Genomic DNA, 22,955 nt, shown 5'->3' on the forward strand with positions numbered 1-22,955 from the left:
CGCGCCACACACCCCCCGACAACTCCCCCCCCCCCCCCTTGGTCGCCGGGCTCCCGTTTCCCCGGGGGCGGGGCCCAACCCCCCCGCCCCCCCGCCGACGCGGGTCGAACCTGTGAAGGAGATCTTGCGCACCGTTTCGTTGGCCATCAGCTCTTTGCCGATCTCCCCCGGCATGCCGGTTACGATGTTGATAACGCCTGCCGGGATGCCGGCTCGCTCCGCCAGGACGCCGAGCGCGAGCGCCGAAAATGGTGTGAACTCGGATGGCTTGATCACCACCGTGCAGCCGGCGGCAAGGGCGGGCGCCACCTTGCGCGTGATCATCGCATTTGGAAAATTCCACGGGGTGATGACGGCACAGACGCCGACGGCCTCCTTGAGAACCAGAATGCGGCGATCGGCGGTGGGTGATGGAATGGTCGAGCCACCGATCCGGCGCGCCTCCTCCGCAAACCATTTCACAAAAGATGCGCCGTAGCGGATTTCCGCCGACGCCTCGGCAAGCGGCTTGCCCTGTTCAAGCGTCAGCAGAAGCGCGAGATCCTGTTCGTGCTGGCGGATGAGATCGTGCCAGCGCTCCAGCAGACCCGCGCGCTCGGCTTGGGTCCTTTTCTTCCAGCTTTTGAAGGCCGCGGCCGCAGCGCTGATCGCGGCCCTGGTCTCGTCGCCGCCCATATCGGGAACGGTGCCAAGAACGGCCAGGCTGGCAGGATTGATGACATCGACGACGACCTTTGTATCAGCTTCCCGCCACACACCGCCAATCAACGCCTGCTGGCGGAACAGGTCCGCATCGTTATAGGTGCTAATCTTCGTGATCGCATTCATGGTCTTTCCTCTGCCCTTTCAGCTCAATGCCGCAAGCACGGCTTGCGTGATTGTTTCAGTCCGGTCCTTGCCTGCGATCGTGCCTATCCCCTGCGCGGTTACGGACTCGATTGCCGACATCACTTCTGCCGCAGCATGCCGCTCGCCCAGATGCTCCAGCATCATCGCACCGGACCAGATCGCGGCGATCGGATTGGCGACGCCGAGATGCGCGATGTCGGGCGCCGAACCATGGACCGGCTCGAACATGGAGGGTGCGCTGCGATCGGGATTGATATTGGCAGAGGCGGCATACCCCAGCCCGCCCTGAATGGCCGCTCCAATATCCGTGAGGATGTCGCCAAAAAGGTTCGAGGCGACGATCACGTCGAGGCTTTCCGGCGCCAGCACCATGCGGGCGGCAATGGCGTCGATGTGGTAGTGCGAGACTTCGACATCGGCGTAGTCCTTCGCCACCTCGCGGGTGACCTCATCCCAGAAAACCATGGAATGTTTTTGTGCGTTGGATTTGGTGACGGATGCGAGCTTCTTGCGGCGGGCCCGCGCCTGTTCGAAACCGAACCGGATGATCCGTTCGACACCCGCGCGCGTGAAGATCGCAGTCTCAACCGCGACCTCATTGGCCGTGCCGGAATGAATGCGCCCACCGGCGCCGGAATATTCGCCTTCCGTATTCTCGCGGATGCACAGGATGTCGAAACCATCGGAGCGGAGCGGGCCCTGAACGCCCGGCAACAGCCTGTGCGGCCGTATGTTGGCGTACTGCGTGAACCCTTTCCGGATCGGCAGGAGCAGTCCGTGTAGCGATACTGAGTCGGGCACTTCCGCGGACCAGCCGACAGCGCCGAGGTAGATCGCATCGAATTTTCGAAGTGTCTCGATGCCGTCTGGCGGCATCATTGCGCCGGTTTCCAGGTAATATGCGCAGGACCATGGGAAGCGTGTGCCGTCCAGGGCGAAACCGCCCCGTTTGGCCGCCGCCTGCATCACCTGCCATGCCGCCCCGGTCACGTCCTTGCCGATGCCGTCGCCGGGGATGAGCGCTATGTTGTAGGTCTTCATTTGTTGAGGTCCTCATTCGCACTAGCTTTTCATCGGAACAATAATGGACCGCGCGCCGCATTTTCCGTCGAGGATGAGCCGCCCGACGGCGTCGAACCGCGTCAGGCGGAACTTGGAAAGTCGATTGTTCTGGAGCCGCCGCGCGCTCTATTCGGCCGGACCTTGCGCATTAAGCTCAGTCATAAACGCAGACGTAGATCTTGCGCACGGTCTCGATCGTGCGCCAGACGCCGACGAAGCCGGGCTTCATCACGAAGCTGTCGCCGGCGCGATAGGTCTTCGTCTCGCCCGCTTTCTCCTCGATTTCGATCACACCCGAAATGATGTGGCAGAACTCGTAGGTGGTGCCCTTGATCGAATGCGTCTCGCCGGGCGTCGCCTCCCAGACGCCGGTCAGAACCTTCTCACCTTTCGAGGTATCCTGCGCCCAGGTCTTGAAGGATGGAGTGCCGGAAATGAGCCGCTCCGGCAGCGGCAATGCCTCCTTCGGCGTGAAGGCGGGATTTGTGTCAATCGTGGTCAGCAGTGACATGTTGGGTTCCTGGTTAGTAGCCGAGTGTCCGATCGACGAGGCCGATCAGAGCCTTCCCGGCGCGGTGGCGCCGGATGTTGTCCACAGCGGATTGCGCCGCCGTATGCGGTTGCGTCACCGAAGCGATGTGCGGCGTTATCATCACCTTCGGATGCGACCACAGCGGATGGTCTTCCGGGAGCGGTTCTGGGTCAGTGACATCGAGCATCGCCGCAGATAGGTGACCGGTGTCGAGCGCGTCGATCAGCGCGGCCTGTTCGAGTTGCGGACCCCTGCCGAGATGCAGCAGCCGCGCCCCTGCGGGCAGTAGGTCGAAGAGCTTTGCATCGAGCATGCCGCGCGTTTGTTCCGTCAGCGGCAGCAGGCAGACAAGAATATCCGTTTGCTTCAGAAAGCCGGCGAGTTGGCCCGCGCCATGAAAACAGGCGACGCCCTCTAGCCGCTTTTCGCTGCGGCTCCACCCGGCCAGCGGAAACTGGAACGGCTTCAAGCGCTCGATAGCCGCCTGCGCCAGCATGCCAAGGCCGAGAAAGCCAACCCGGCGTTCGGCCGCCTGTCGAGCGGCAATCGGCTGCCAGAGGCACCTTTTCTGCTGCTCGAGATAGGCGGGTATCTCCCGGTGGAGCGCCAACACGCCGAGCGCGACGTATTCCTGCATCATGCGTATGATGCCGTCCTCGATCATGCGCACAAGCTTCACATGGCTTGGCACTACGTCCTGCTTGAACTGGTCGACGCCCGCTCCGATGGAAAACAGCACTTCCAGTTTGCGGTAGCGCGAGATGTCGTCCGGCACCGTCCAGGTAATGAGATAGCACACCTCCTCCGGCTCCATCTCCTCGCCGGAATGGAAGAATTCCAGATCCGGGAGTTCGCGCGCGAAGATCTCGCGGAACACCGCAGCACGCGCCGGATCGGAATTGAAAAGAAATGCCATGGAACCCGCTTCTTCCTTCAGGCCGCGAGACGCGCGCCGAGCCCCTGGATCATCTTCCGGCAAGCGGCGAGTTCACCGGTCTCGATATATTCGTCGGCACGGTGAGCACGGCCGATGTCGCCGGGGCCGCAAATGATCGCATCGATACCGGCCTGCTGATAAAGCCCGGCCTCTGTGCCGTAACTGACCGCTGTGAGCGGCTCCTGCCCCGTCAGCTCGGTCAGAACCGCCGCTAGCTCGCTCCACTTCGCGGGTGCAAGGGCGGGATAGGAACTCAACTCGTGCCAAATTACCTCGAAGCCGCTGTTGCGTAGATCGAAAAGGCGGACCTTGACCGGCTCCAGCAGGAAGGATGGAGAAACGCCCGGCACGGCACGTACCTCGATATCGGCAGTGCAGTGGCCGGCGATGATGTTGACCGCCTGTCCACCGGCGATGACGCCCACCTGCAACGAAGAATATGGAGGCTCGAAATTGTCATCGAGCGGCCCGTCGGCGAGGGATTGGCCGTAGGCCACGGCGTGCGAGATGACGCCGGCCATGGCATGCACGGCATTGAGTCCGAGATCGGGGCGTGACGAATGGCCGGATCGCCCGATCACCTCGAGCCGCGCGGCGGCCTTCCCCTTGTGCGCGCGCACCGGCTGCATCCCGCTCGGCTCGCCGACAATCGCGCCAAGCGGCCTCTCGCATAGGCCTGGCAACGCAGCTAAGAGATGCGGCACGCCACGGCACCCCGCCTCTTCGTCGCAGGAGAATGCGAGATGAATTGGTTGCCGCAGGTTCATCGCCGCAAGTCCTGGGAGCGCGGCCAATGCGCAGGCGAGAAAGCCCTTCATGTCGGTGGCGCCGCGGCCGTAAAGCCTGCCGCCCTGGCGGCGCAGGACAAACGGATCCGAGCTCCATTCCGGCTCGCCGGCCGGCACGACATCCATATGTCCGGAGATGATGTAGCCCCGACCCTCGCGCGGGCCGATCGTGACGAAGAGGTTGGACCGGTCGCCCTCGGGACCGGGCAGAACCGTCACCTCGGCCCCTGCTGCCTGACAGTAGTCGCGGATCCAATCGACGATCGCGCCGTTTTGCGTGCCCACAACAGAGGGAAAGGCGATCAGGGTCGCGAGGATTTCTTCCACGTTCATGGCGGTCGCCTGCTTGCACATTATCACTGGGTGCGACCAGCCTATCCGTAGGCAGCAGTGTTCCCTGCCGAATCGCGTCGTGCTTTGGCTGAAGGTTGCGAAAAAACGCCTCAAACCAGCGAAACCTGCTGGCTTTCCCCTGTAAAGCTGCGGCAAATGAGGCCTGTCGCAAACATGGCTATCGGCGCCAGAATTAACACCGCGTGCCTTGGGGCATATTGGGGCATTCGTTGAAGGAGCGGATCGACTGAGATGCAGAGATCAGTGCGCCTGAAATCCTTTGAACTGGTCGCGCGGGACATCAATGATGTCGACGTTGATCTGCTGCATGCACTATCGATTTCTGTCAGCTGGCCGCATCGGCCCAAGGATTGGGATTTTCTGCGCCGTGCCGGCTGCGGCATCGTCGCCGTGGACGGCATTGGACGCGTTTTCGGAAGCGCGATGTGGTTTCCTCAAGGGGACGATTTCGCCACCATCGGCCTGGTGATCACAACGCCCCGCACACAAGCGCAAGGAGGCGGCCGATGGCTCATGGACCTAGTCCTTGAGCAGTGCGGCGATCGAAATCTCGCCCTGAACGCGACCCATGCCGCCTATCCCCTGTATGTTTCACTCGGCTTCACGAGCGAGGCGATCGTCTACATGCGCCAGGGACAGGTCTCCCAAACACTCCCGCCGATGCCAGCTCTCGATGGTGAACTAAGTGACCTGCCCAGCGACAGGCTCGGCGACATCACCGCGCTGGACGCGCGCGCATTCGGGACAAACCGTGCAAGGCTGCTTGCGTTGCTTTCGGAGGATGCTTCAATCGCCACTTTGAGTCGTGGCGGCGAGGTCGTTGGCTATTCCATGTGTCGCGAGTTCGGGCGCGGCCATGTGATTGGCCCCATTGTGGCTCAGAGCGACCAGGACGCGGTCCATCTCACCGCCGTCCATCTGAAGAAGTCGGCAGGTCGATTCGCGCGCGTCGATTCGCGCGAGAGGGATGGCTTATATGCAGAGTTTCTGCAGCACAGCGGCCTCAGGATTGACGAGACCGTGACGACAATGTCCAAAGGCCGCCGCTTCCTGAACCGGGAAAGCAACGAGCCTTGGGTCTATGGATTGGCCGGCCACGCCCTGAGCTGAAGCACGTTCCGCCCTGGAACACCATGGTCCGCGGCTGACCTTCACGACCGAGCTTTTCTCGGCGCGCTCCGCGTAGGTCGAGATACTGCGCCCGGGAAAGCTTCTGACCGGGCTCCGGATTGACGGACAGGCTGTAGAGATATTCGCGGCATTTGGTGAGGCCTTTTGCGTAGACGCCGGCGATACCGCCAGAAGGTCTGCCGCCCGCCGCAGGGTAATCCATGCGCTAACCATTCATCGTTCGCTTTCAAAGCAAGGTCCGCCGATAGTCAATCGATCGCGAAGGAACTCGGCGTCCGCTATGTCATCGAGGGCAGCGTGCGCCGCGTCGCAGGCCAGGTCAGAATTGGGGTTCATCTCACTGAGGCGACGATGAACAGATGTCTTTGGGCCGAGCGGTTGACGGCGATCTGGCCGACGTCTTTCGTCTGCAGGACCAAGTAGTGCGCAAGGTCGTCGCGGCTCTGGCGAACGTGCTGCCGCTTGAACCAGTGCTCGATGACGCGCCGCCTACCCGGCGCCGGGCGATGATTATCGAGGCGTATGATTTCCTCGTTCGCGGGCGCGTTCCTGTCATGCAATCGCCCGCCGGAAACGATCTTGCTCGTACTCTCCTCGCAAGGCCGCCGAGCTCGATCCGAATCTGGCGGAGGCCCACGCATGGCTCGCCGTTTCGCACTACGGCGCGGCGATCCACTACGGGGAGGACTTTAACGCGAACCAGGCTCTCGGGCTCGCTTACGCTCAGAAGGCTATATCGCTCGATATGAGCGATCCTATGGCGCATAGCGTTCTTGGGTTTGGTCGGCTCTGCAAGGGCTTACTCGAAGAGGCGGAGTCCGCATTCCAAACGACGCTACGGATCAACCCGAACCATGCCGACACGATGGTGAACATGGCGGGCTTGAGGGTCCTGCAAGGCCAACCCCACGATGCCGTCGAACTGGCCGAGAGTGCTCTCCGACTCAACCCCTATCCGCCGGGTTGGTACTACTGGGACCTCGGGTTCGCGTACTATGCTGCCGGCCACTATACCCTGGCGGTCAGGGTTCTCCGCAAGGAGGAGGTTGGCCGGCTACCGGCAAAGCGCATCCTTGCTGCGAGCTTGGCGCAGCTCGGTCAGTTCACCGAAGCTCACGAGGAAGCCTGTCGGTTCCTTGAGGTAAATCCCGGCTTCCTCGCATCTCGTTGGGCAGCTACGCAGCCTTTTAGACGCGATGAGGACCGGCAGCATTTCGTTGACGGCTATATCAAGGCGGGTTTGCCGCTGTAGGCCTAGCCGTCTAGATCGGCCCCAGATCGTCTTCTCCTTTAGCTGGAGTTCCTTCGGCAACCATTTCGGTAGCGAACAAAAAGCGTCGCGACGAGTTCCTTGTCGCAATGCAGGCGTCGTTCATGGTGAATGCGAACTTTTTCGGTCACCTGGCGTTGGAGGTCGCTTACAGCACGGGCGCACCATGGCTCGACCAACTCACGAGCTACATCGCCAGCAACATTGATCTCGTTTGCGAATTCGCCCCTGAACACCTTCCAGGCATTGCCCCTATAAGGCCCGACGCATTGTTTCTGGTGTGGTTGGATGCCCGCGCGCTCGATCTCAGAGTGGGCGGAATCCAGAAGTTCTTTGTCAATCGTGCCTGCGATGTCAGCTTTCAGGAAACGGCAAAGCTGCTCTATACGACCGAGATTGGCCATTCCTGAACGGGAAAATTGCCCCAGCAACTGCCTCACTCTGGGTCATAAATATTCCCGGACAAACATCCCCGCGCTGTGAAGAGCGCGCCGACCGGCACTCAACCCCGCATTCCAAACCGGCCAAGCGTGAATCATATGCGGCCAAACTTCGAGACGTACTTTGACGTCAGCCGCGCCAGCGGCTTCCGCGAGCCGAGTTGCGTCCGACAACAGCGTCTCGGCCGAACCGACTTGTACCAGCATTGGGGGAAATCCGCTCAGATCGGCGAACAACGGCGAGACCAGGGGATCGCGCCGACCGACGCCAAGGGGAACATAGGCGGTTGCCAGTTCCTCCAAATACGCCCGGTGGACGATAGGATCGATCGCGTCCTTAGTTGATAGTGTCGCGCCGGACATCGAAAGGTCCGTCCAGGGGGAAACCAGCCAAAGACATCGCGGCAACCGCTCCCCTGCCGCGCACAATATACTGACCAAGCACAGGGTGAGGTTGCCGCCCGCACTGTCTCCGCCTACCACGATGCGATCCGGCGCGATCCCTTGCCGGCTAAGAAAGCGCCATGCGGTGAGAGCGTCTTCATGTTGCGCAGGGAAAGGATGTTCCGGTGCGCGTCGATAGTCGATCGCGAGGGTGCGCATTCCCATTGCTCGACCTGACTCGGTCACCATTCGACGATGACTTTTGAGAGAGCCGGAGCAGTACCCACCACCGTGGAAAAAGAGCAGAACCTTATCCCTGTCACTCTCAGGCGCTAGGGACCACTCTCCCTCGAGGCCATCGAAAACCGCATCCTCGCATCGGATATCGTCCGCAATCGGCCACACCGAACCAACCTCATCGAGCCGTTCCCGGCGTTCGTCCCAGCCCACCGGTCGTGGCTTTGACGTCAACAATTTGCGGACGGCGTTGATCTCCGTCAGATCGAGGTGTTCGTCCACATCGCTCATTTTGCTTTCCTGGCCTCATCAAGCGTAGAAAACCCGCGGACAGCAGCAGCCACACGTCATCCATAAAGCGCCAATGCCAGCGCTGGGAGTTTTTCGTTTACAATTGCGCCATGGCGAATACACGGGAGACAGGTCGCCCGCAAACCCGCTCGTCATCTTTAGCACTGACCCAGGCCCCCGCACATGGTCGACTATTCCATCTGATATTTGGCCGCTTCGGGGGCTATTTCAGACAGTCGGCTTTCGGAAAGCATATTGCTAAAGCTGCCATTCCTCTTCGACCTCGTTGCGGCCATAACCGACGGACACAATGGAGGCTCGATTGAGCCCAAACCAGACGTTGAGATGAGCGCCTGTTTTCAGAATCCGCGCTCGCTCGGATTGGAGCCCGACCGATCTTCGGCGATCATGTCTACGAAGGCGCGCAAGGGCGCGGGCATAAACCTGCTGGGGAAGTAGAGGCGCGGTCCCTCGAACGATTGCCACCAGTCCGGGAGAACCGGCAGAAGCGCCCCCGTTTCCAGATCGGGATCGAGCCAGTTCCGGAACGTTGCTATGATGCCGCGCCCGGACCGTGCGAAGTCGATTGCAGATTCTACGGCGGTGACCGCCACGATCAGGCGGCCTGGGGGGCCCACAGTTAGGATGTCCTCGCTCCTCTGCATCTCCCATGGGACCAGCGCACCGCTGGAAAAGCGGAGGCGGATGCAGTCATGGCTCAGCAGGTCATGAGGATGGGCAGGCGTACCGCGCTCGGCAAGATAAGACGGTGCGGCGGCCAGGGCCAGCTGCTGGACGCGAGGGCCGATCGGCACCGCGATCATGTCCTGGGCCAGATGCTCGCCGTAGCGGATCCTGGCATCGCAACCCGCTGCAAAGGCATTGACCAGCCGGTCCTCGACCACCAACTCCACCCTCACCCGGGGATGAACCTCTAGGAAGCGGTTGATCAATGGCGGCAGAATGTCAGGCATCATCGCTCCCGGGACGTTGAGCCTCAGATTGCCGCGCACCTGCTGCCGCGAGCTGGCGGCATCGTGCAGCGCGGCCCTTGTCTCGGCGAGCAGGGGCGCGACGCGTTCCGCAAGCCCGCGCCCCGCCTCCGTCGCCATGACGCTGCGCGTTGTTCGCGTCAGAAGCGGAGTGCCCGGTTCTGCCTCCAGCCGCGAGACGGTTTCGCTGACGTTGGAGGGCGACAGGCCCAGCCGTTTGGCCGCTGCTCGAAATCCACCAGCCTCCAGCACGGCAAGGAAAACCGCCAGATTATCGATGGAAGGCTCGCCCTGAAGACGGACCGCAGTAGTCCGGGCGCAACCGCGGCGTTCCACAGCCGTCACTTTGCGGAGTCACTGCGCGTCGCCACCGCGTCCTTGACGGCATTCGCAAGGTTGGCGAGGATTCTCCATTCCTGCTTGAGACCTTCGAGCGTCGCCTCAAACGAACGAGTGCGGATAGCTCGGGCACCGGCATGGCTCGCGACGGCGTGCGAATAGAGATCGATGGTCTGCTGCGCGGTCGAAGATCGTGAATAGGAGGCCGCAGTCAGCCTGGCTTCTTCTTGCAATGCCGCTCGGCCCGGCACAGTGATCGCGCGGATTCTGGCGAGAGCCTTGGAGAAACGGCCTGGGGATGCATCGGCTGACAGGAGATAGCCGTTCTTTCCGTTGCGTACCACCTCACGGACTCCAGGTTCATTAAGCCCAACGACGGGAACGCCGGTCGCCATCGCCTCGACAAGAACAAGACCCTGAGTTTCGGAACGCGACGAGAAGGCGAAGACGTCCATGGCGGCATAGACGTCGGCCAGTTCGGCGCCTTCGACCACGCCTAGCAGATGGCATCTGCCCTGAAGACCCGTCTCGTCCAGCATTCGGCGCATTTCGGACGCCGACGCACCGTCGCCGGCGACAATAAAATGCGCGCGCGCATTTTGCGAAAGAAACAGGCAAACTGCTTCAGTGAGGTAAGTCAGGTTCTTCTCCGGCGCCAGCCGGCCTACATGCCCGACGATGAAATCGGTTTCCACTATTCCCAACAGGCTCCGCAATCTCAGCCGATCTCCATCGGCGAACCTGGCCAGGTCGATCCCGGTCGGGATTATGGTGATCGGTTTGGTGACGTCGTGGTGGCGCAAGAGGTCGGCAATGCTGCGAGTCGGAGCGATAATATGCTCGCACAGATCACAGTAGCCAGCCGCGAGGCTGAGCACGAGCCGTTGGAGGACCGGTGCATCCTGCGCAACGTAGTGGCCGTAGAGTTCGTAGCGGGTGTGATAGGTAAATATCGTCGGCAACGCTCGCGAAGCCGCGATGCGAAGGGCGGTGTCGCCGAGAAGAAACGGGTGGTGCGAATGGACGATATCCGGTTCGAAGGCGTTCAGTGTCTTCTCGAGGGAGCGGGTGAACGGGATCGGCACTGAAAAATCGCTCCCGTTAAAATTCTGGATCGCCGGGACGCGAAGAATGTCACTTTCTGATCGCGCTCTTTCCGCATAGTCCGGCGCGACGATCAGGACTGCATGCCCCAACTCACGCAGCATCTCCGACAACGACGCAACGCTGTGTGCAACCCCGCCGACATGCGGGGTGAATGTGTTGGTAAACATCACAATGTTCATGCAAGGCCTACCGCGCCCTGTCGATCGAAGGGACGCGGCCTCAAACGAATCGGCACGTCCAGATTCTCGGGCCGGCGCCGACCAGGCGGCAGGCTCGGCAACATTCGGGCCAAGCCTCGACCTTGCCCTCACGGTCCACCTTATCATCCTGAACGCCAACGCGGATAAGCCTGAGCTTCCGTTCCGGCCTCGCGCTTCAGCGCTGCCTCGTGCGTTTCTTGATGCAGGATACAACCACCATCTGCTACAGTCCTGACCGGTCGCGCTACGCGCTCAAGCGAAACCGTGTGACGTCGATGGCCGCGGCCATCAGCGTCTGCGTGTAGGTAGCTTGCGGATTGCTGAAGATCGCCTCGGTCGGGCCTTCCTCAACGATCTTGCCCTGCTTCATGACGATGATGTAGTCGGCCATGGCACGCACGACGGCGAGATCGTGGCTGATGAACAGGTAGGACAGTTCATGGTCGGCCTGCAGCTTGCGCAGCAGTTCGACGGTCTGCTTTTGGACGGAGCGGTCGAGCGCCGACGTCGGCTCGTCGAGAACGACCACTTTGGGCTTGAGGATCATCGCCCGCGCGATGGCGATGCGCTGGCGCTGGCCGCCGGAGAATTCGTGCGGGTAGCGATTGCGCGCATTCGGATCGAGCCCGACTTCGCGCAAGGCCTCGACCGCGCGCAGATCGCGTTGCCTGCCCGACAGGGTCGGCTCATGCACCAGAAGCCCTTCGGTGATGACCTGGCCGATCGTCATGCGCGGCGACAGCGAACCGAACGGGTCCTGGAAGACCAGCTGCAATTCGCGCCGCAGCGGCCGCATGGCCTGACGGTCGGCGGCGGAAATATCGCGATCGCCGAAGCGGATGAGGCCGTCGCTTGGCAGCAGCCGCAGCAAGGCCCGGCCGAGCGTCGACTTTCCCGAACCCGATTCGCCAACGATGCCGATAGTCTGATTTCGTTTCAGCCGGATCGAAATGTGATCGACTGCGCGCAGGATCAGCGGCTCTCCGGCGAGAAACCCGCCGCCGATCTTGAAGGTCACCTCGACATTCCTGCCTTCGAGCAGGACGGGCGCGTTTGGCGGCGGCGGCGCCTTGGTTCCGGTCGGCTCGGCGGCCAACAGCATCTTGGTATAGGCATGCTGCGGGTTGACGAAGATCGCTTCCGCCTCGCCCTCCTCGACGACTTCGCCGTAGCGCATGACATAGACGCGGTCGGCAAAGCGCCGGACAATTCCGAGATCGTGCGTGATGAAGACGATCGCCATGCCGAGCTTGCGCTGCAGTTCGGCAAGCAGCATGAGGATCTGCGCCTGGATCGTCACGTCGAGCGCCGTCGTCGGCTCGTCGGCAATCAGAATGTCGGGATCGTTGGCCAGCGCCATGGCGATCATCACCCGCTGTCGCTGGCCACCCGACATTTCATGCGGATAGGATTTCATCCGCCGCTCGGGATCGGGAATATGGACCAGCCGCAAGAGCTTGAGCGCCTCTTCGCGTGCCTCGGCGGCGCTAAGCCCACGATGCCGGCGGATCGGTTCGACCAGCTGATTGCCGATCGAATAGAGCGGATCGAGCGAGGTCATCGGCTCCTGGAAGATCATGCTGATCTTGCGGCCGCGGATCTGATTGAGCTCGGACTTGCTTAGGGTCAAAAGGTTGCGGCCGCGATAGTCGACGACGCCTGTCGCCTCGCCGTTCGAGGCCAGCAGGCTCATCGCAGCCATCATCGTCTGGCTCTTGCCGGAGCCGGATTCGCCAACCACGGCAACGGTTTCGCCTGCATTGACGTGGATGTTGATGCCTTTGACCGCCTCGACCACGCCGTCGAGCGTTCGGAAGCGGACCCGAAGGTCCTTGACGCTGAGGATCGTTTCGGAAGCGACCATCTCAACGATCCCTGGGGTCGAGCGCATCGCGCAGGCCGTCGCCGACGAAATTCAGCGCGAACAGCGTCGAGACGAGAAAGAAAGCAGGGAACAAGAGCAGCCAGTTGGCGGTGCCGATGTTCTTGGCGCCGGTCGAGATCAGCACGCCCCAGCTGGTCATCGGTTCCTGGACGCCGAGCCCGAGGAAGGACAGGAAACTCTCCAGGATAATGACATGCGGCACCAGCAGCGTCATGTAGATGACCACCGGGCCAAGCAGGTTGGGAATGACGTGACGGATCAGGATGCCGCGCTGGCCGATGCCCATCGCCTCCGCCGCCTGGACATATTCCTGCCGCCGGATCGACAGCGCCTGACCGCGCACGATGCGCGCCATGTCGAGCCACAGCACGGCGCCGACCGCCAGGAACATCAGCACGAAGTTCCGGCCGAAGAACACCACCAGCATGATCACGAAGAAAATGAACGGCAGCGAATAGAGCACATCGACAATGCGCATCATCACCTCATCGACCTTGCCGCCGGCGAGGCCGGCCGTAGCGCCGTAGAGCACGCCGATGACGCCGGCGACGACCCCGGCGAGCAGGCCGATGGCCAGTGAGATGCGCCCGGCCATCAGCGTCCGCGACAGGAGATCGCGGCCGGTATTGTCGGTGCCGAACAGGAAATATTGCTGCCTGATCGAAGCACTCATCACCGCCTCAAGGCCGTCAGCCGATTTGCTCTCTATCTTCGTGTTGTCGAAGGCATCGGAACGGTCGAGGTAGCGGACATTGCGGTCATCGATCGGCTTGGGCGATGTGACGGTGACGAAGATGCGATTGTCTTCCTGCCGCCACTCCTTGATGTCGACACGCATGCGCTTGATCGCCTCATTGAGCGCGGTTTCTATCTTGTCGGCCCTCGGATAGGCCGAGAAGCTCGGCGGTGTGCGCACATAGTCAGCGTAGATGGTGGTGTATCGATGCGGCACCAAAGAGGGTCCGAACACGCTGAGGATCGCGATGAAAGCAAGATAATACAGGCTGAACATGGCGGCGCGGTTGGCCTTGAGGCGCGCCCAGGCATCGCCCCACAGGGAGCGGCCGACGACGGCCGGAGCGGTGGCTGCGATATCAGTCATAGCGCACCCTCGGATCGACGAAGGCATACATGACGTCGACGATCAGGTTGAAGACGATGGTGAACAGCGCGATCACCACCACAGTGCCCATGACCAGCGTGTAGTCGCGGTTGAGTGCGGCCTCGACGAAATAGCGGCCGATGCCGGGAACGGCGAAGATCGTCTCGACGATGATCGAGCCGGTGAGCAGTGCCGCCGCCGCCGGGCCGGTGAAGGAGACGATCGGCAAAATGGCGCCGCGCAGCGCATGCTTGACGACCACCGACCAGTCCGACAGGCCGAGCGCGCGTGCGGTGCGGATGTGGTGCGAGCGCAACGATTCGATCATCGAGCCGCGCATCAGGCGAGCGACGATGGCGATCTGCGGCAAGGCGAGCGTCAGCACAGGCCCGACCTTGTTGAGCAGGGCGCCATCGCCCCAGCCGCCGATCGGCAGCAGCTTCCAGGTCAGACCGAACAAAAGCTGGATCACCGGCGCAATGACGAAGGTCGGAATGGTGCTGCCGGCGGCAGCCAGCGCAATCACCGAGTAGTCGGCAAGCTTGTTCTGGTTGAGCGCGGCAATGGTGCCGAGGAGGCCGCCGAGCAGCAGCGCCAGGATCAGGGCCGAGGCGCCGATCTGGATCGAAACGGGCAGGCCCCTGGCAAACAATTCGGTGACGGTGAAATCCGGCATGTTGTAGCTCGGGCCGAAATTGCCGCGCAGCAGATTGCCGAGATAGTGGACATATTGCAGCCAGAGCGGGTCGTTGAGGCCGAACTGCGCTTCAAGATTGGCCTTGATCTCGGGGCTCAGGCCCCGCTCCTGATTGAACGGGCCGCCAGGCGCGACACGTATCAGGAAGAACGCCATGGTCACGATGACGAACAGCGTCGGGATGGCGGTCAGGAGCCGCCGGAATACGTATCGTAGCATCGGTTCCCCGCTTTGCTGGCAAACCGGAGCCCGCCGCCCCTAACGCATGACCCGAAAAGGTTCGGAAAGGATCACGCGCAAAGTCAAGGCGTTACACCGCCGTGTGCGCGTCCCAAAGGACGCGCGGCGCTGTAAAGGAGCGGCAGTCCGGCCAAGGAGATCAGTCCTTGGAGATGAAGCGGGACGGATGCACGTCCATAACGTTGTCCTCGAAGCCATGAAGCTTCGGAGAAACGATATCCTTGTAGCTATAGTAGAGAAGCGGGATGTTGCCGACCTCGTCGACGAGGATGCGCTCGGCCTCGGCGAGTTCTTTCATGCGCTCTTCGGGCTTGCCGCCGGCGGCGGCAGCCTCGTCCATGGCCTTCTCGAATTCCGGGCTGTTGTAGCCCGAATAGTTGTTGCCGCTTGCCTTGCGGGAGATGCCGAGGAAGGTTTCCGGATCCTTGTAATCCGCAATCCAGCCGGCACGCGCCACGTCATAGTCGCCCTTCTGCTCAAGGAAGGAGTAGTGGGTCTTGGTGTCGGTGTTGAGCAGCGTGACTTCGACGCCGAGCGGCTTCAACTGCTCCTGGATGGCGACCGCAGTGTTCTTGTGGTTTTCCGACGTGTTGTAGCGGATTTCCATCTTCAGCGGTTTCTCGGGCGTATAGCCAAGCGTCTCGAGTACCTTCTTGGCCTCATCCTCGCGGTCGATCTGCGACATGTCCGCGTATTTGGCCATTGCCGGCGTATAGCCTTCAATGCCCGGAGGCACCATCGAATAGCCGGGCAGCATTGAGTTCTGCCAGACCTTTTCGGCAAGGAAATCGCGGTCGACTGCCATGGAGATGGCATTGCGCAGTTCGACGTTGTCCCACGGGGCCTTGTCGGTCTTGATCGCAAAATAGTAGGTGCCGAGGTAAGGCCCGACGCGAATCTGATCGCCAAACTTGGCCTTGAGGTCGGCGAGCTGCTCGGTCGGGAGGTCGTCGTAGCTGTCGAGTTCGCCGGCCTCGAAGCGCTTCATCGCCGACGAACGATCTTCGGTCGGGATGTAGTTGACGACGTCGAGCTTGACGCTTGCAGCATCCCAGAATTTCGGATTCTTGGCCAGTTTGATGTGGTCGTTGGGAACCCACTCCACCAGTGTAAAGGCGCCGTTGGAGACCAAATTGCCCGGCTTGATCCAATCGGCGCCGAGCTTGTCAATGGAGGCCTTGCTGACCGGATAGGCCGCCTGGTGGGTCAGCATTTCGAGGAAATAGGGCGTGGGCGCCTTCAGCGCCACTTCCAGTGTGTTTGGGTCGATTGCCTTGACGCCCATCTCCTCGGGCTTCGCCTTCTTGGTGTTCACCTCCTCGGCATTCTTCACGGGATAGAGCATCGAAGCGTATTCGGCGCCGGTGGCCGGATCTTCCAGCCGTTGGAAAGCGTAGACGAAGTCATCTGCCGTGACCGGAGCGCCATCCGACCAGACGGCCCCCTTGCGCAGCTTGAAGGTGTAAACGGTGCCGTCGTCCGATACTGTCCAGCTTTCGGCGGCGCCCGGGATGAGGTTCGCCTTTGCGTCCTGCATGGTCAGCCCCTGGAACAGGTCACGCAAAATATTGGCTTCGTAGATTGTCGAGGTCTTGTGCGGGTCGAGCGACTCCGATTCGGCGGCGGTGCCGCGGTTATAGACGACCTCGGCGAAGGCCGGCGTGTAGAACGTGCCGGCGGCCAAAGCCATGGTTGTGGCGAACACCGTCGCCTTCAGCATGTTTTTCAGCATGAAGTTCTCCCTGTCGAGGCGGCCGTTCAGCTGCGCCTCTTGAGTGTTGACGCCCCGAAACCGATTAGCTGGCCTCTTTGAGCGCGCCGCTGGTTCCCTTTCCGGCGGCTGGTGGCCAAACAGTAACGTGGTGATTTTTTATTTCAACAGCCTCGTGAGGTCACCCTAAGTAAGGCGCACGGAAAGCCACTTCGGGGCCGGCAGAACAGCAGTCGAAACCATGGGCTTGCTCCGTTTCCCTTCTTCAAGCCTTCGTTTCCGGCAAGAAACTTGTCGTCGATTCCACTTTGCCGAAATGTCTTAATGCGTCTTTAAACAACCATGGGTTATATTTTTCGTGAGCTTCGGTATGTCTCGATGGGCGAAGGACATGAACAGCGAAGAAACCAAGACAATCTCTACAAAGCGGCATAAAACGCGGCAGTTAAAACTAAAATTGTGCCAATTTAGAGAGCAGTCTGGAACTTCCGCGATCGAATTCGCGATGCTTTCGCCGATTTTTATCTTACTTTTGCTCGGAATGGTTGCATATGGAATCTATTTTGGTGCGAGCCACTCGGTGCAGCAAATCGCAGCGGACGCCGCCCGCACGGCGATTGCCGGGCTGAACGAAGGCGAGCGCCAGGCACTGGTGACCAGTTTCGTCAACAACAATGCCGGCGGATATCCCTTTGTCGAGTCCGACAAGCTGACCTATCAAGCCAAGGACAGCACGGCCGACGGAAGTCAGTTCGTCGTGTCCATCCAATATGATGCCCGCAACTTGCCGGTCTGGAATCTGTTCCCGGCGCTGCCCATGCCTGGAACCACGATCTCACGCCAGTCGACAATCCGGGTTGGGGGCATCTGAATGTCGGAACCTTTGCTGGGGAGGATCGGCCGGGTCACTCGCTCGATGCTTGGCGACGTGAAGGCGAATTTCGCCGTGATGACGGCGCTGTGCGCACCGGTCGTGCTGGCGCTGGCTGCCTTCGCCATCGACGAAGGCTCGATCTACACGGAGCGCCGGGAAGCCCAGGCAATGACCGATCTGGCGGCAATCACCGCCGCCTCCAACATCAATAACATTGAGGCCGCAGTGGTGACCACGCTCGGCGACAACGGTATGCCGGGTATCGTTGTTCAGAAGGCAGGACAAACGATCGCCCCGGCCCTCGGAAAAACCATCGTGTCGGTCACCGCCGGCCGATATTCACCGGAGTCGTCGCTCGGCGTCGACAAGCGCTTCGAGGCCGGCAAGACGCCGTACAATGCCATCCATGTCGCGCTGAAAAAGATTCCTACCCGCTATTTCGCAAGTTCGCTTATTTCTACGCCGGTCATCGGCACCGAAGCACTTGCCAGCGTCACGCCACAGGCGATGTTCTCGGTTGGGTCCAGGCTTCTCAGCGTCAATGGCGGCATCCTGAACTCGCTTCTCAGCGGCCTCCTGGGCACTAACATCTCGCTCAGCGTCATGGACTATAACGCCCTGATCTCGGCCGATGTGAATGTGCTTTCGTTCGTCGACGCTCTTGCCGTCCAGTTGCAACTGACAGGCGTCAGCTATTCAGACGTGCTGGCATCAAAAGCGACTGTGGGTCAGGTAGCCACGGCCCTGGCTAACGTTTCAACGGTTGGCAGCAGCAGCAAGCTCGTTCTCCAGACAATCGCGTCCAGAGCCACCAGCACGGTCAAAATCCCGCTCAATCATCTTGTCGACCTTGGATCAATTGGCCAGTTGGGTCTCGGACAAAAGCCGGCCGGTTTTTCGGTCGACGCTAGCGCCATGGGAATGCTGACCACCGCCGCCGCACTGGCCAACGGCTCGAAGCAGGTCGCGCTCAATCTCGGAGCCACCATTCCGGGGCTTACCTCGACCACGCTTGCCATCGCCATCGGCGAACCTGCGCAATTCTCGCCATGGCTGACAATCGGCGAGAAGGGCGCTGTGGTGCGCACGGCACAGACGCGGATCAAGCTGGTGGCGTCCGTCGGTGGCAGCAATGCCAATCTCGGTGGTGGCATCAGCCTGCTGGCCGTCAAACTGCCGCTGCATGTCGAGGTGGCCTCTGCCGAAGCCACGCTGACCGACATCAGCTGCCCGACGGGGCGCCCCGACAGTTTGAAGGTTACCATTGCCGCACGTCCGGGCCTTGCCTCGCTGCACCTTGGCGCCAGCGATGCCGACAACAGTCCCTCCGCCTTCGCCGATTTCAGCAACCCACAGTCATTTCAAAATGCCGAAATCGCGCAGGTCAGCGTGAAGCTTCTGTTTCTCACCCTCAATCTGATCGGCGTGAATGGTTCTGCAGCCGTTGAGATCGCCAACAAAGATCCGACGATATTGACCTTCAACAGCACCGAAATCGCAAACAAGACGATAAAGACCGCCTCCACGAAAAACCTGACGCAATCTCTCACCACGTCGCTGGTCAACAATTTGTCGCTTTCGGTCAGTGCGCTGGGCCTCGGGCTTGATGTAACCGCCTTGCTTGGAACGGTGAAGCCGGCAGTGGTGGCGCTGCTGAACGGCGTGACGGCGCCTGTCGACGAATTGGTTTACAACGTGCTTGCGGCACTGGGCGTGCGCGTCGGCGAGGCCGATGTCCGGGTCATGGGCGCGACTTGCGGGCGCTCCGTGCTCGTTCAATGAACTGACCAAATAGTGAAGTCAGCCGGCTCTTCCGAGGAAGCAGCCCAAGGGCGGCAGCGACAGAGTTTTTTCCTGAAACGCGGCACTAGCGCCAAGATCGATCGTCTCTGCGACGTCGATATCCTGCGGCAACGGCCAGCTGGCCGGCTTCTCGGCGAAATTGAAGACGCAGAGCAGCTTCTCGCCGCCGCCTTCGCGAATGAAGGCAAGCACATCGCGCTCGGCATCGAGAAAGCGGATCGAACCCTGCACCAGCGCCGCATGCTGCTTGCGCAAGGCGAGCATCGCCCGATAGCCGGCGAGAACCGACTTCTCCTCGCCGTTCTGGATATCGACCGCGCGGGCGCGATGGCTTTCCGGGATCGGGAGCCACGGCTCGCCTGTTGAAAACCCGGCGTTGTCGGCGCCCGCTTCCCAGACCATCGGCGTGCGGCATCCATCCCTGCCCTTGAACCCGGGCCAGAAGCGGATGCCGTATGGATCGCGCAGATCCTCGAATGCTAATTCGGCCTCCTCCAAGCCGAGCTCCTCGCCCTGATAGAGGCAGATCGATCCGCGCAGGCACGACAGCAGCACGATCGAGAACTTCGCCATTCTTTCCAGATTGCCGCCGGGCCTCGTCCAGCGTGTCACATGGCGAACGACATCGTGGTTGGAAAACGCCCAGCAGACCCAGCCGTCCAAGACCGTACTCTCGAAAGCCTCGACACATCCGCGTACATGTGCTGCCGAGAATTGCGCACCGAGCAGGTCGAACGTATAACACATGTCGAGCTTGTCGCCCCCGCCGGTGTAGGCGGCGAGCGTCTGCAACGAACGGGTTTCGTCGCCGACCTCGCCGACAGCGGCGCGGCCCTCATACTCGTCGAGCAGCGCCCGAAAACGCCTGAGGAATGCGAGGTTTTCGGGCTGCGTCTTGTCGAACAGATGTTCCTGATAGAGGTAGGGATTGGTTTCGGTGTTGGTGCCGGCGACGCTCGACGCCAGGGGCGGGTTGCTGCGCAGCCAGCGGTCATGGACATAGTAGTTGACGGTATCGAGCCGAAAGCCGTCGACGCCGCGCTCCAGCCAGAACCGCACCGTTTCCAGCAAGGCGTCCTGAACCTCCGGATTGTGGAAATTGAGGTCCGGCTGCGAGGCAAGGAAATTGTGCAAGTAATATTGCCTGCGGGTCGCGTCCCACTCCCAGGCGGGACCGCCGAAGACCGACAGCCAGTTGTTGGGGGCGGTGCCGTCAGGCCTCGGATCGGCCCAGACATACCAGTCCGCCCTAGGGTTATCGCGGCTCGCGCGGCTTTCGACGAACCATTCATGCCGGTCGGACGAATGCGACAGGACTTGGTCGATAATGACTTTCAGGCCGACACGGTGCGCCTCGGCGACCACCGCGTCGAAATCCTCTGATGTGCCGAACATCGGATCGACGGCTGTATAGTCGGATACGTCGTAGCCCATATCGGCCATCGGCGACTTAAAGAAGGGCGACAGCCAAATGGCGTCGGCGCCAAGCGATGCGACATGCGCCAGCCTCGATGTGATACCGCGCAGATCGCCACTGCCGTCCCCCGTCGTGTCTTGGAAGGAGCGCGGGTAGATCTGGTAGATGACGCAGCCGCGCCACCACTCGGTGTTGTCACTTGCCACCGCCGTTTTCCTCTATCTGAGCCTGCGCGGCTTTGTGTTCGATCATGAAAATCACCGATCGCCCCGGCACCGGCCGTGAAATTCCTGCTGCGCCGTCCGGTGTTTCGATGGCTGGCTCCCAGCGAAATCCGTCGCGCTCCGGCAGCGTGAACATACACGCCCGGCGATCGCCATTGACGACCACGGCAACGCAGCAATCATCGCCGCCGAGCACCATGACCAGGCGGTACCGCCCCGGATCGCGCCAGCCTGCGTCGTCGAGCGGCATGCCGGTTTCAGTGAGCCAGACGACGTCCGGTATTTCTGACCCGGGCCGCGACTGCCCAGTCAGGAAGCGCGTGTCGGAAAGCGTCGGCACGGAACGACGCATCGCAGCGAGCAAAACAGTGCATTGTTCCAGCGCCTGATCGCGGCCGGTCCAGTCGAGCCAGGTGATCTCGTTGTCCTGCGCATAGGCGTTGTTGTTGCCTTGCTGGGTGCGGCCGAATTCGTCTCCGGCCGTCAGCATGATCGTGCCGCGCGAGGCAAACAGCGTGGCCAGCAGCGCACACTGGTCATCGAAACGGGCCGTAACGATCCCCCGGTCGTCGGTCTCACCCTCGATGCCATTGTTCCAGGACAAGTTGTCGTCGTGGCCATCGCGGTTCTGCTCGCCATTCGCCTCATTGTGCTTGTGCTCGTAGGCAACAATGTCGGCCAGAGTCATGCCGTCATGCGCGGCGATGAAATTGACGCTGCGGCTCGTCTGCTGGCCTGGCTTGGCAAACACGTCGGACGAGCCGGCAAGCCGGGTCGCCAGCGCGCCGACCATGCCGCTATCGCCGCGCCAGAACCGGCGGATGTCGTCGCGATATCTGTCGTTCCATTCGAGGAAGGGCGGCGGAAAATTGCCAAGCTGATAGCCGTCCGGGCCGATATCCCAAGGCTCGGCGATCAGCACCCTGTCACCAAGGACCGGGTCGTTCCGAATTGCCATGAGCAACGGTGCCGCGGCGTCGAATACGCCATCGATCCGACCCAAAATGGGCGCCAGATCGAAGCGGAAACCGTCGACGCCAGCATGGCAGACAAAGTGACGAAGCGTGTCGAGGACCATTTCCTGGACGATCGGATGATCACAGGCGACCGTATTGCCGGTGCCGGTGTCGTTAACCAGGCTGCCGTCCGGCCAATGTCGGTAGTAGGCGCGGCTGTCGAGGCCGCGCAGCGACAGCGTCGGCCCAAGCCTGTCGCTTTCGCCGGTGTGGTTGAAGACGAGGTCGAGGATGACGCCGATGTCCGCCTCACGCAGCGTGGCAACCGTCTGTCGCAATTCGGCGAGACCGCCGGGCGCCAGGCGCGGATCGAGCGCCATGAAGGTCACGGGGTTGTAACCCCAGGCGTTACGCAGCCCGAGCGGCGGCAGATGCCGCTCATCGATCGATGCCGTCACCGGCATCAGTTCGACCGCCCCGACCCCGAGTTTTTTCAGGTGCTCGACGATGGCCGGATGGGCAAGGGCCGCAATCGTCCCGCGCTGGGGCTTCGGGATGTCCGGATGCAGCATGGTGAGGGCGCGCACCGGCACCTCGTAGATCAGGCCACCGGGCTGGAATAGCGGCGGCAAGGCAGGCACCGGTTGCGGCAGGATGGCGGCAATCGCCTTCGGCAGCAGCGGCGCGGTATCGGTGCCCTCGCCCCGTCTTGCGGCGAGCCGGCCGCGATAGACGTAGGGCCTGTCGATCTCGACGGCATATGGGTCGGCCAGCAGCTTGTCGGGATCGAACCAGAGCCCTTGCTCGGGTGCATTCTCGCCATCGGCGCGAAACCCGTATCGGGTGCCGGCAGCGAGGCCGGCAACGGAAAGCGCGTGAACGCCCTCGCCTTCCGGCTGGAGTTCGAGCCGGTCGATCTCCCCGTTACCCTGCTCATCGAAGATCGAGACCCAGAGCCGGCGGGCCGCGGACGACCATGCGGCAAAGCGAACGCCGCCTTGCCCGACAAGTCCGCCAAATCGCGGCCGATACGGCCGATTACCGGCCGGTATTCTATCTTCCTGTTTGGCCATGATCCTTTCCGAAAACCGGCTCCCACCTTTCGCTGACGCGGACCGTCGGTTCGGGATTAT

General features: G+C 61.6%; 20 protein-coding genes. 5 read left to right on the plus strand and 15 right to left on the minus strand.

Going from position 1 to position 22,955, the window contains the following annotated elements:
* From NKH36_RS27175 to argE, 5 genes are all read right to left on the minus strand, one after another.
* Nucleotides 1-828: aldehyde dehydrogenase family protein (locus NKH36_RS27175; protein WP_352965233.1), on the minus strand; the 828-nt coding region annotated here is incomplete at its 3' end.
* Between the two features lie 18 nt (nt 829-846).
* The gene (locus NKH36_RS27180; RefSeq protein ID WP_352959548.1) at nt 847-1,890 is read right to left on the minus strand and encodes a tartrate dehydrogenase; all 1,044 of its coding nucleotides are present in this window, start codon (nt 1,888-1,890) and stop codon (nt 847-849) included.
* A gap of 175 nt (nt 1,891-2,065) precedes the next feature.
* On the minus strand, nt 2,066-2,422 hold the full coding sequence (locus tag NKH36_RS27185) for a cupin domain-containing protein (RefSeq protein ID WP_352959545.1): 357 nt from the start codon (nt 2,420-2,422) through the stop codon (nt 2,066-2,068).
* A 13-nt stretch (nt 2,423-2,435) separates the two neighbouring features.
* Nucleotides 2,436-3,359 (minus strand): 2-hydroxyacid dehydrogenase, encoded by a 924-nt coding sequence (locus tag NKH36_RS27190; protein WP_352959542.1) that lies wholly within the window; start codon nt 3,357-3,359, stop codon nt 2,436-2,438.
* A 17-nt stretch (nt 3,360-3,376) separates the two neighbouring features.
* On the minus strand, nt 3,377-4,501 hold the full coding sequence (gene argE, locus NKH36_RS27195) for an acetylornithine deacetylase (RefSeq protein WP_352959539.1): 1,125 nt from the start codon (nt 4,499-4,501) through the stop codon (nt 3,377-3,379).
* Nucleotides 4,502-4,753: 252 nt separating this feature from the next.
* On the opposite strand from argE, the gene NKH36_RS27200 reads away from it, so the two are divergent.
* Nucleotides 4,754-5,632: a GNAT family N-acetyltransferase gene (locus NKH36_RS27200; RefSeq protein WP_352959536.1), complete on the plus strand. Its 879-nt coding sequence runs from the start codon at nt 4,754-4,756 to the stop codon at nt 5,630-5,632.
* 353 nt (nt 5,633-5,985) lie between these two features.
* Here NKH36_RS27200 and NKH36_RS27205 read toward each other — a convergent pair whose 3' ends face one another.
* Nucleotides 5,986-6,213 (minus strand): hypothetical protein, encoded by a 228-nt coding sequence (locus NKH36_RS27205; RefSeq protein WP_352959533.1) that lies wholly within the window; start codon nt 6,211-6,213, stop codon nt 5,986-5,988.
* Between the two features lie 197 nt (nt 6,214-6,410).
* Between NKH36_RS27205 and NKH36_RS27210 the strand changes: the two genes are divergently transcribed.
* Together NKH36_RS27210 and NKH36_RS27215 are read left to right on the plus strand one after the other, a co-directional pair.
* Nucleotides 6,411-6,905 carry a hypothetical protein gene (locus NKH36_RS27210; RefSeq protein WP_352959530.1) on the plus strand — a complete coding sequence of 165 codons (495 nt, stop codon included), beginning with the start codon at nt 6,411-6,413 and terminating at the stop codon, nt 6,903-6,905.
* A 122-nt stretch (nt 6,906-7,027) separates the two neighbouring features.
* Nucleotides 7,028-7,333 carry a beta C-S lyase family protein gene (locus NKH36_RS27215; RefSeq protein ID WP_352959527.1) on the plus strand — a complete coding sequence of 102 codons (306 nt, stop codon included), beginning with the start codon at nt 7,028-7,030 and terminating at the stop codon, nt 7,331-7,333.
* 36 nt (nt 7,334-7,369) lie between these two features.
* Here the strand turns inward: NKH36_RS27215 and NKH36_RS27220 are convergent, their stop codons facing one another.
* From NKH36_RS27220 to NKH36_RS27250, 7 genes are all read right to left on the minus strand, one after another.
* On the minus strand, nt 7,370-8,275 hold the full coding sequence (locus tag NKH36_RS27220) for an alpha/beta hydrolase (RefSeq protein WP_352959524.1): 906 nt from the start codon (nt 8,273-8,275) through the stop codon (nt 7,370-7,372).
* 359 nt (nt 8,276-8,634) lie between these two features.
* The gene (locus NKH36_RS27225) at nt 8,635-9,612 is read right to left on the minus strand and encodes a LysR family transcriptional regulator (protein WP_352959521.1); all 978 of its coding nucleotides are present in this window, start codon (nt 9,610-9,612) and stop codon (nt 8,635-8,637) included.
* Nucleotides 9,609-10,880: a glycosyltransferase gene (locus tag NKH36_RS27230; protein WP_352959518.1), complete on the minus strand. Its 1,272-nt coding sequence runs from the start codon at nt 10,878-10,880 to the stop codon at nt 9,609-9,611. Before NKH36_RS27230 ends, NKH36_RS27225 begins: the two co-directional genes overlap by 4 nt.
* Before the next feature lie 277 nt (nt 10,881-11,157).
* A complete protein-coding gene (locus NKH36_RS27235) occupies nt 11,158-12,777 on the minus strand; it encodes an ABC transporter ATP-binding protein (RefSeq protein WP_352959515.1) in 1,620 nt (539 codons plus the stop codon).
* A 1-nt stretch (nt 12,778) separates the two neighbouring features.
* Nucleotides 12,779-13,900 carry an ABC transporter permease gene (locus NKH36_RS27240; RefSeq protein WP_352959513.1) on the minus strand — a complete coding sequence of 374 codons (1,122 nt, stop codon included), beginning with the start codon at nt 13,898-13,900 and terminating at the stop codon, nt 12,779-12,781.
* The gene (locus tag NKH36_RS27245) at nt 13,893-14,816 is read right to left on the minus strand and encodes an ABC transporter permease subunit (RefSeq protein ID WP_352959511.1); all 924 of its coding nucleotides are present in this window, start codon (nt 14,814-14,816) and stop codon (nt 13,893-13,895) included. The genes NKH36_RS27240 and NKH36_RS27245 overlap by 8 nt, the downstream gene beginning before the upstream one ends.
* Before the next feature lie 160 nt (nt 14,817-14,976).
* Nucleotides 14,977-16,569 (minus strand): peptide ABC transporter substrate-binding protein, encoded by a 1,593-nt coding sequence (locus NKH36_RS27250; RefSeq protein ID WP_352959509.1) that lies wholly within the window; start codon nt 16,567-16,569, stop codon nt 14,977-14,979.
* Nucleotides 16,570-16,939: 370 nt separating this feature from the next.
* On the opposite strand from NKH36_RS27250, the gene NKH36_RS27255 reads away from it, so the two are divergent.
* Nucleotides 16,940-17,419 (plus strand): TadE/TadG family type IV pilus assembly protein, encoded by a 480-nt coding sequence (locus tag NKH36_RS27255; protein ID WP_352959507.1) that lies wholly within the window; start codon nt 16,940-16,942, stop codon nt 17,417-17,419.
* A complete protein-coding gene (locus NKH36_RS27260; protein ID WP_352959504.1) occupies nt 17,420-19,204 on the plus strand; it encodes a pilus assembly protein TadG-related protein in 1,785 nt (594 codons plus the stop codon).
* Between the two features lie 18 nt (nt 19,205-19,222).
* Here NKH36_RS27260 and bglA read toward each other — a convergent pair whose 3' ends face one another.
* Nucleotides 19,223-20,848 (minus strand): beta-galactosidase BglA, encoded by a 1,626-nt coding sequence (gene bglA / locus NKH36_RS27265; protein WP_352959501.1) that lies wholly within the window; start codon nt 20,846-20,848, stop codon nt 19,223-19,225.
* Entirely contained in the window at nt 20,838-22,895 is a 2,058-nt protein-coding gene (gene glgX, locus NKH36_RS27270) for a glycogen debranching protein GlgX (RefSeq protein ID WP_352959498.1), read from the minus strand. Before glgX ends, bglA begins: the two co-directional genes overlap by 11 nt.
* Between the last annotated feature and the right edge of the window lie 60 nt (nt 22,896-22,955).

The sequence above is a fragment of the Mesorhizobium sp. M1312 genome (assembly GCF_040318115.1).
Taxonomy (GTDB): Bacteria; Pseudomonadota; Alphaproteobacteria; order Rhizobiales; family Rhizobiaceae; genus Mesorhizobium.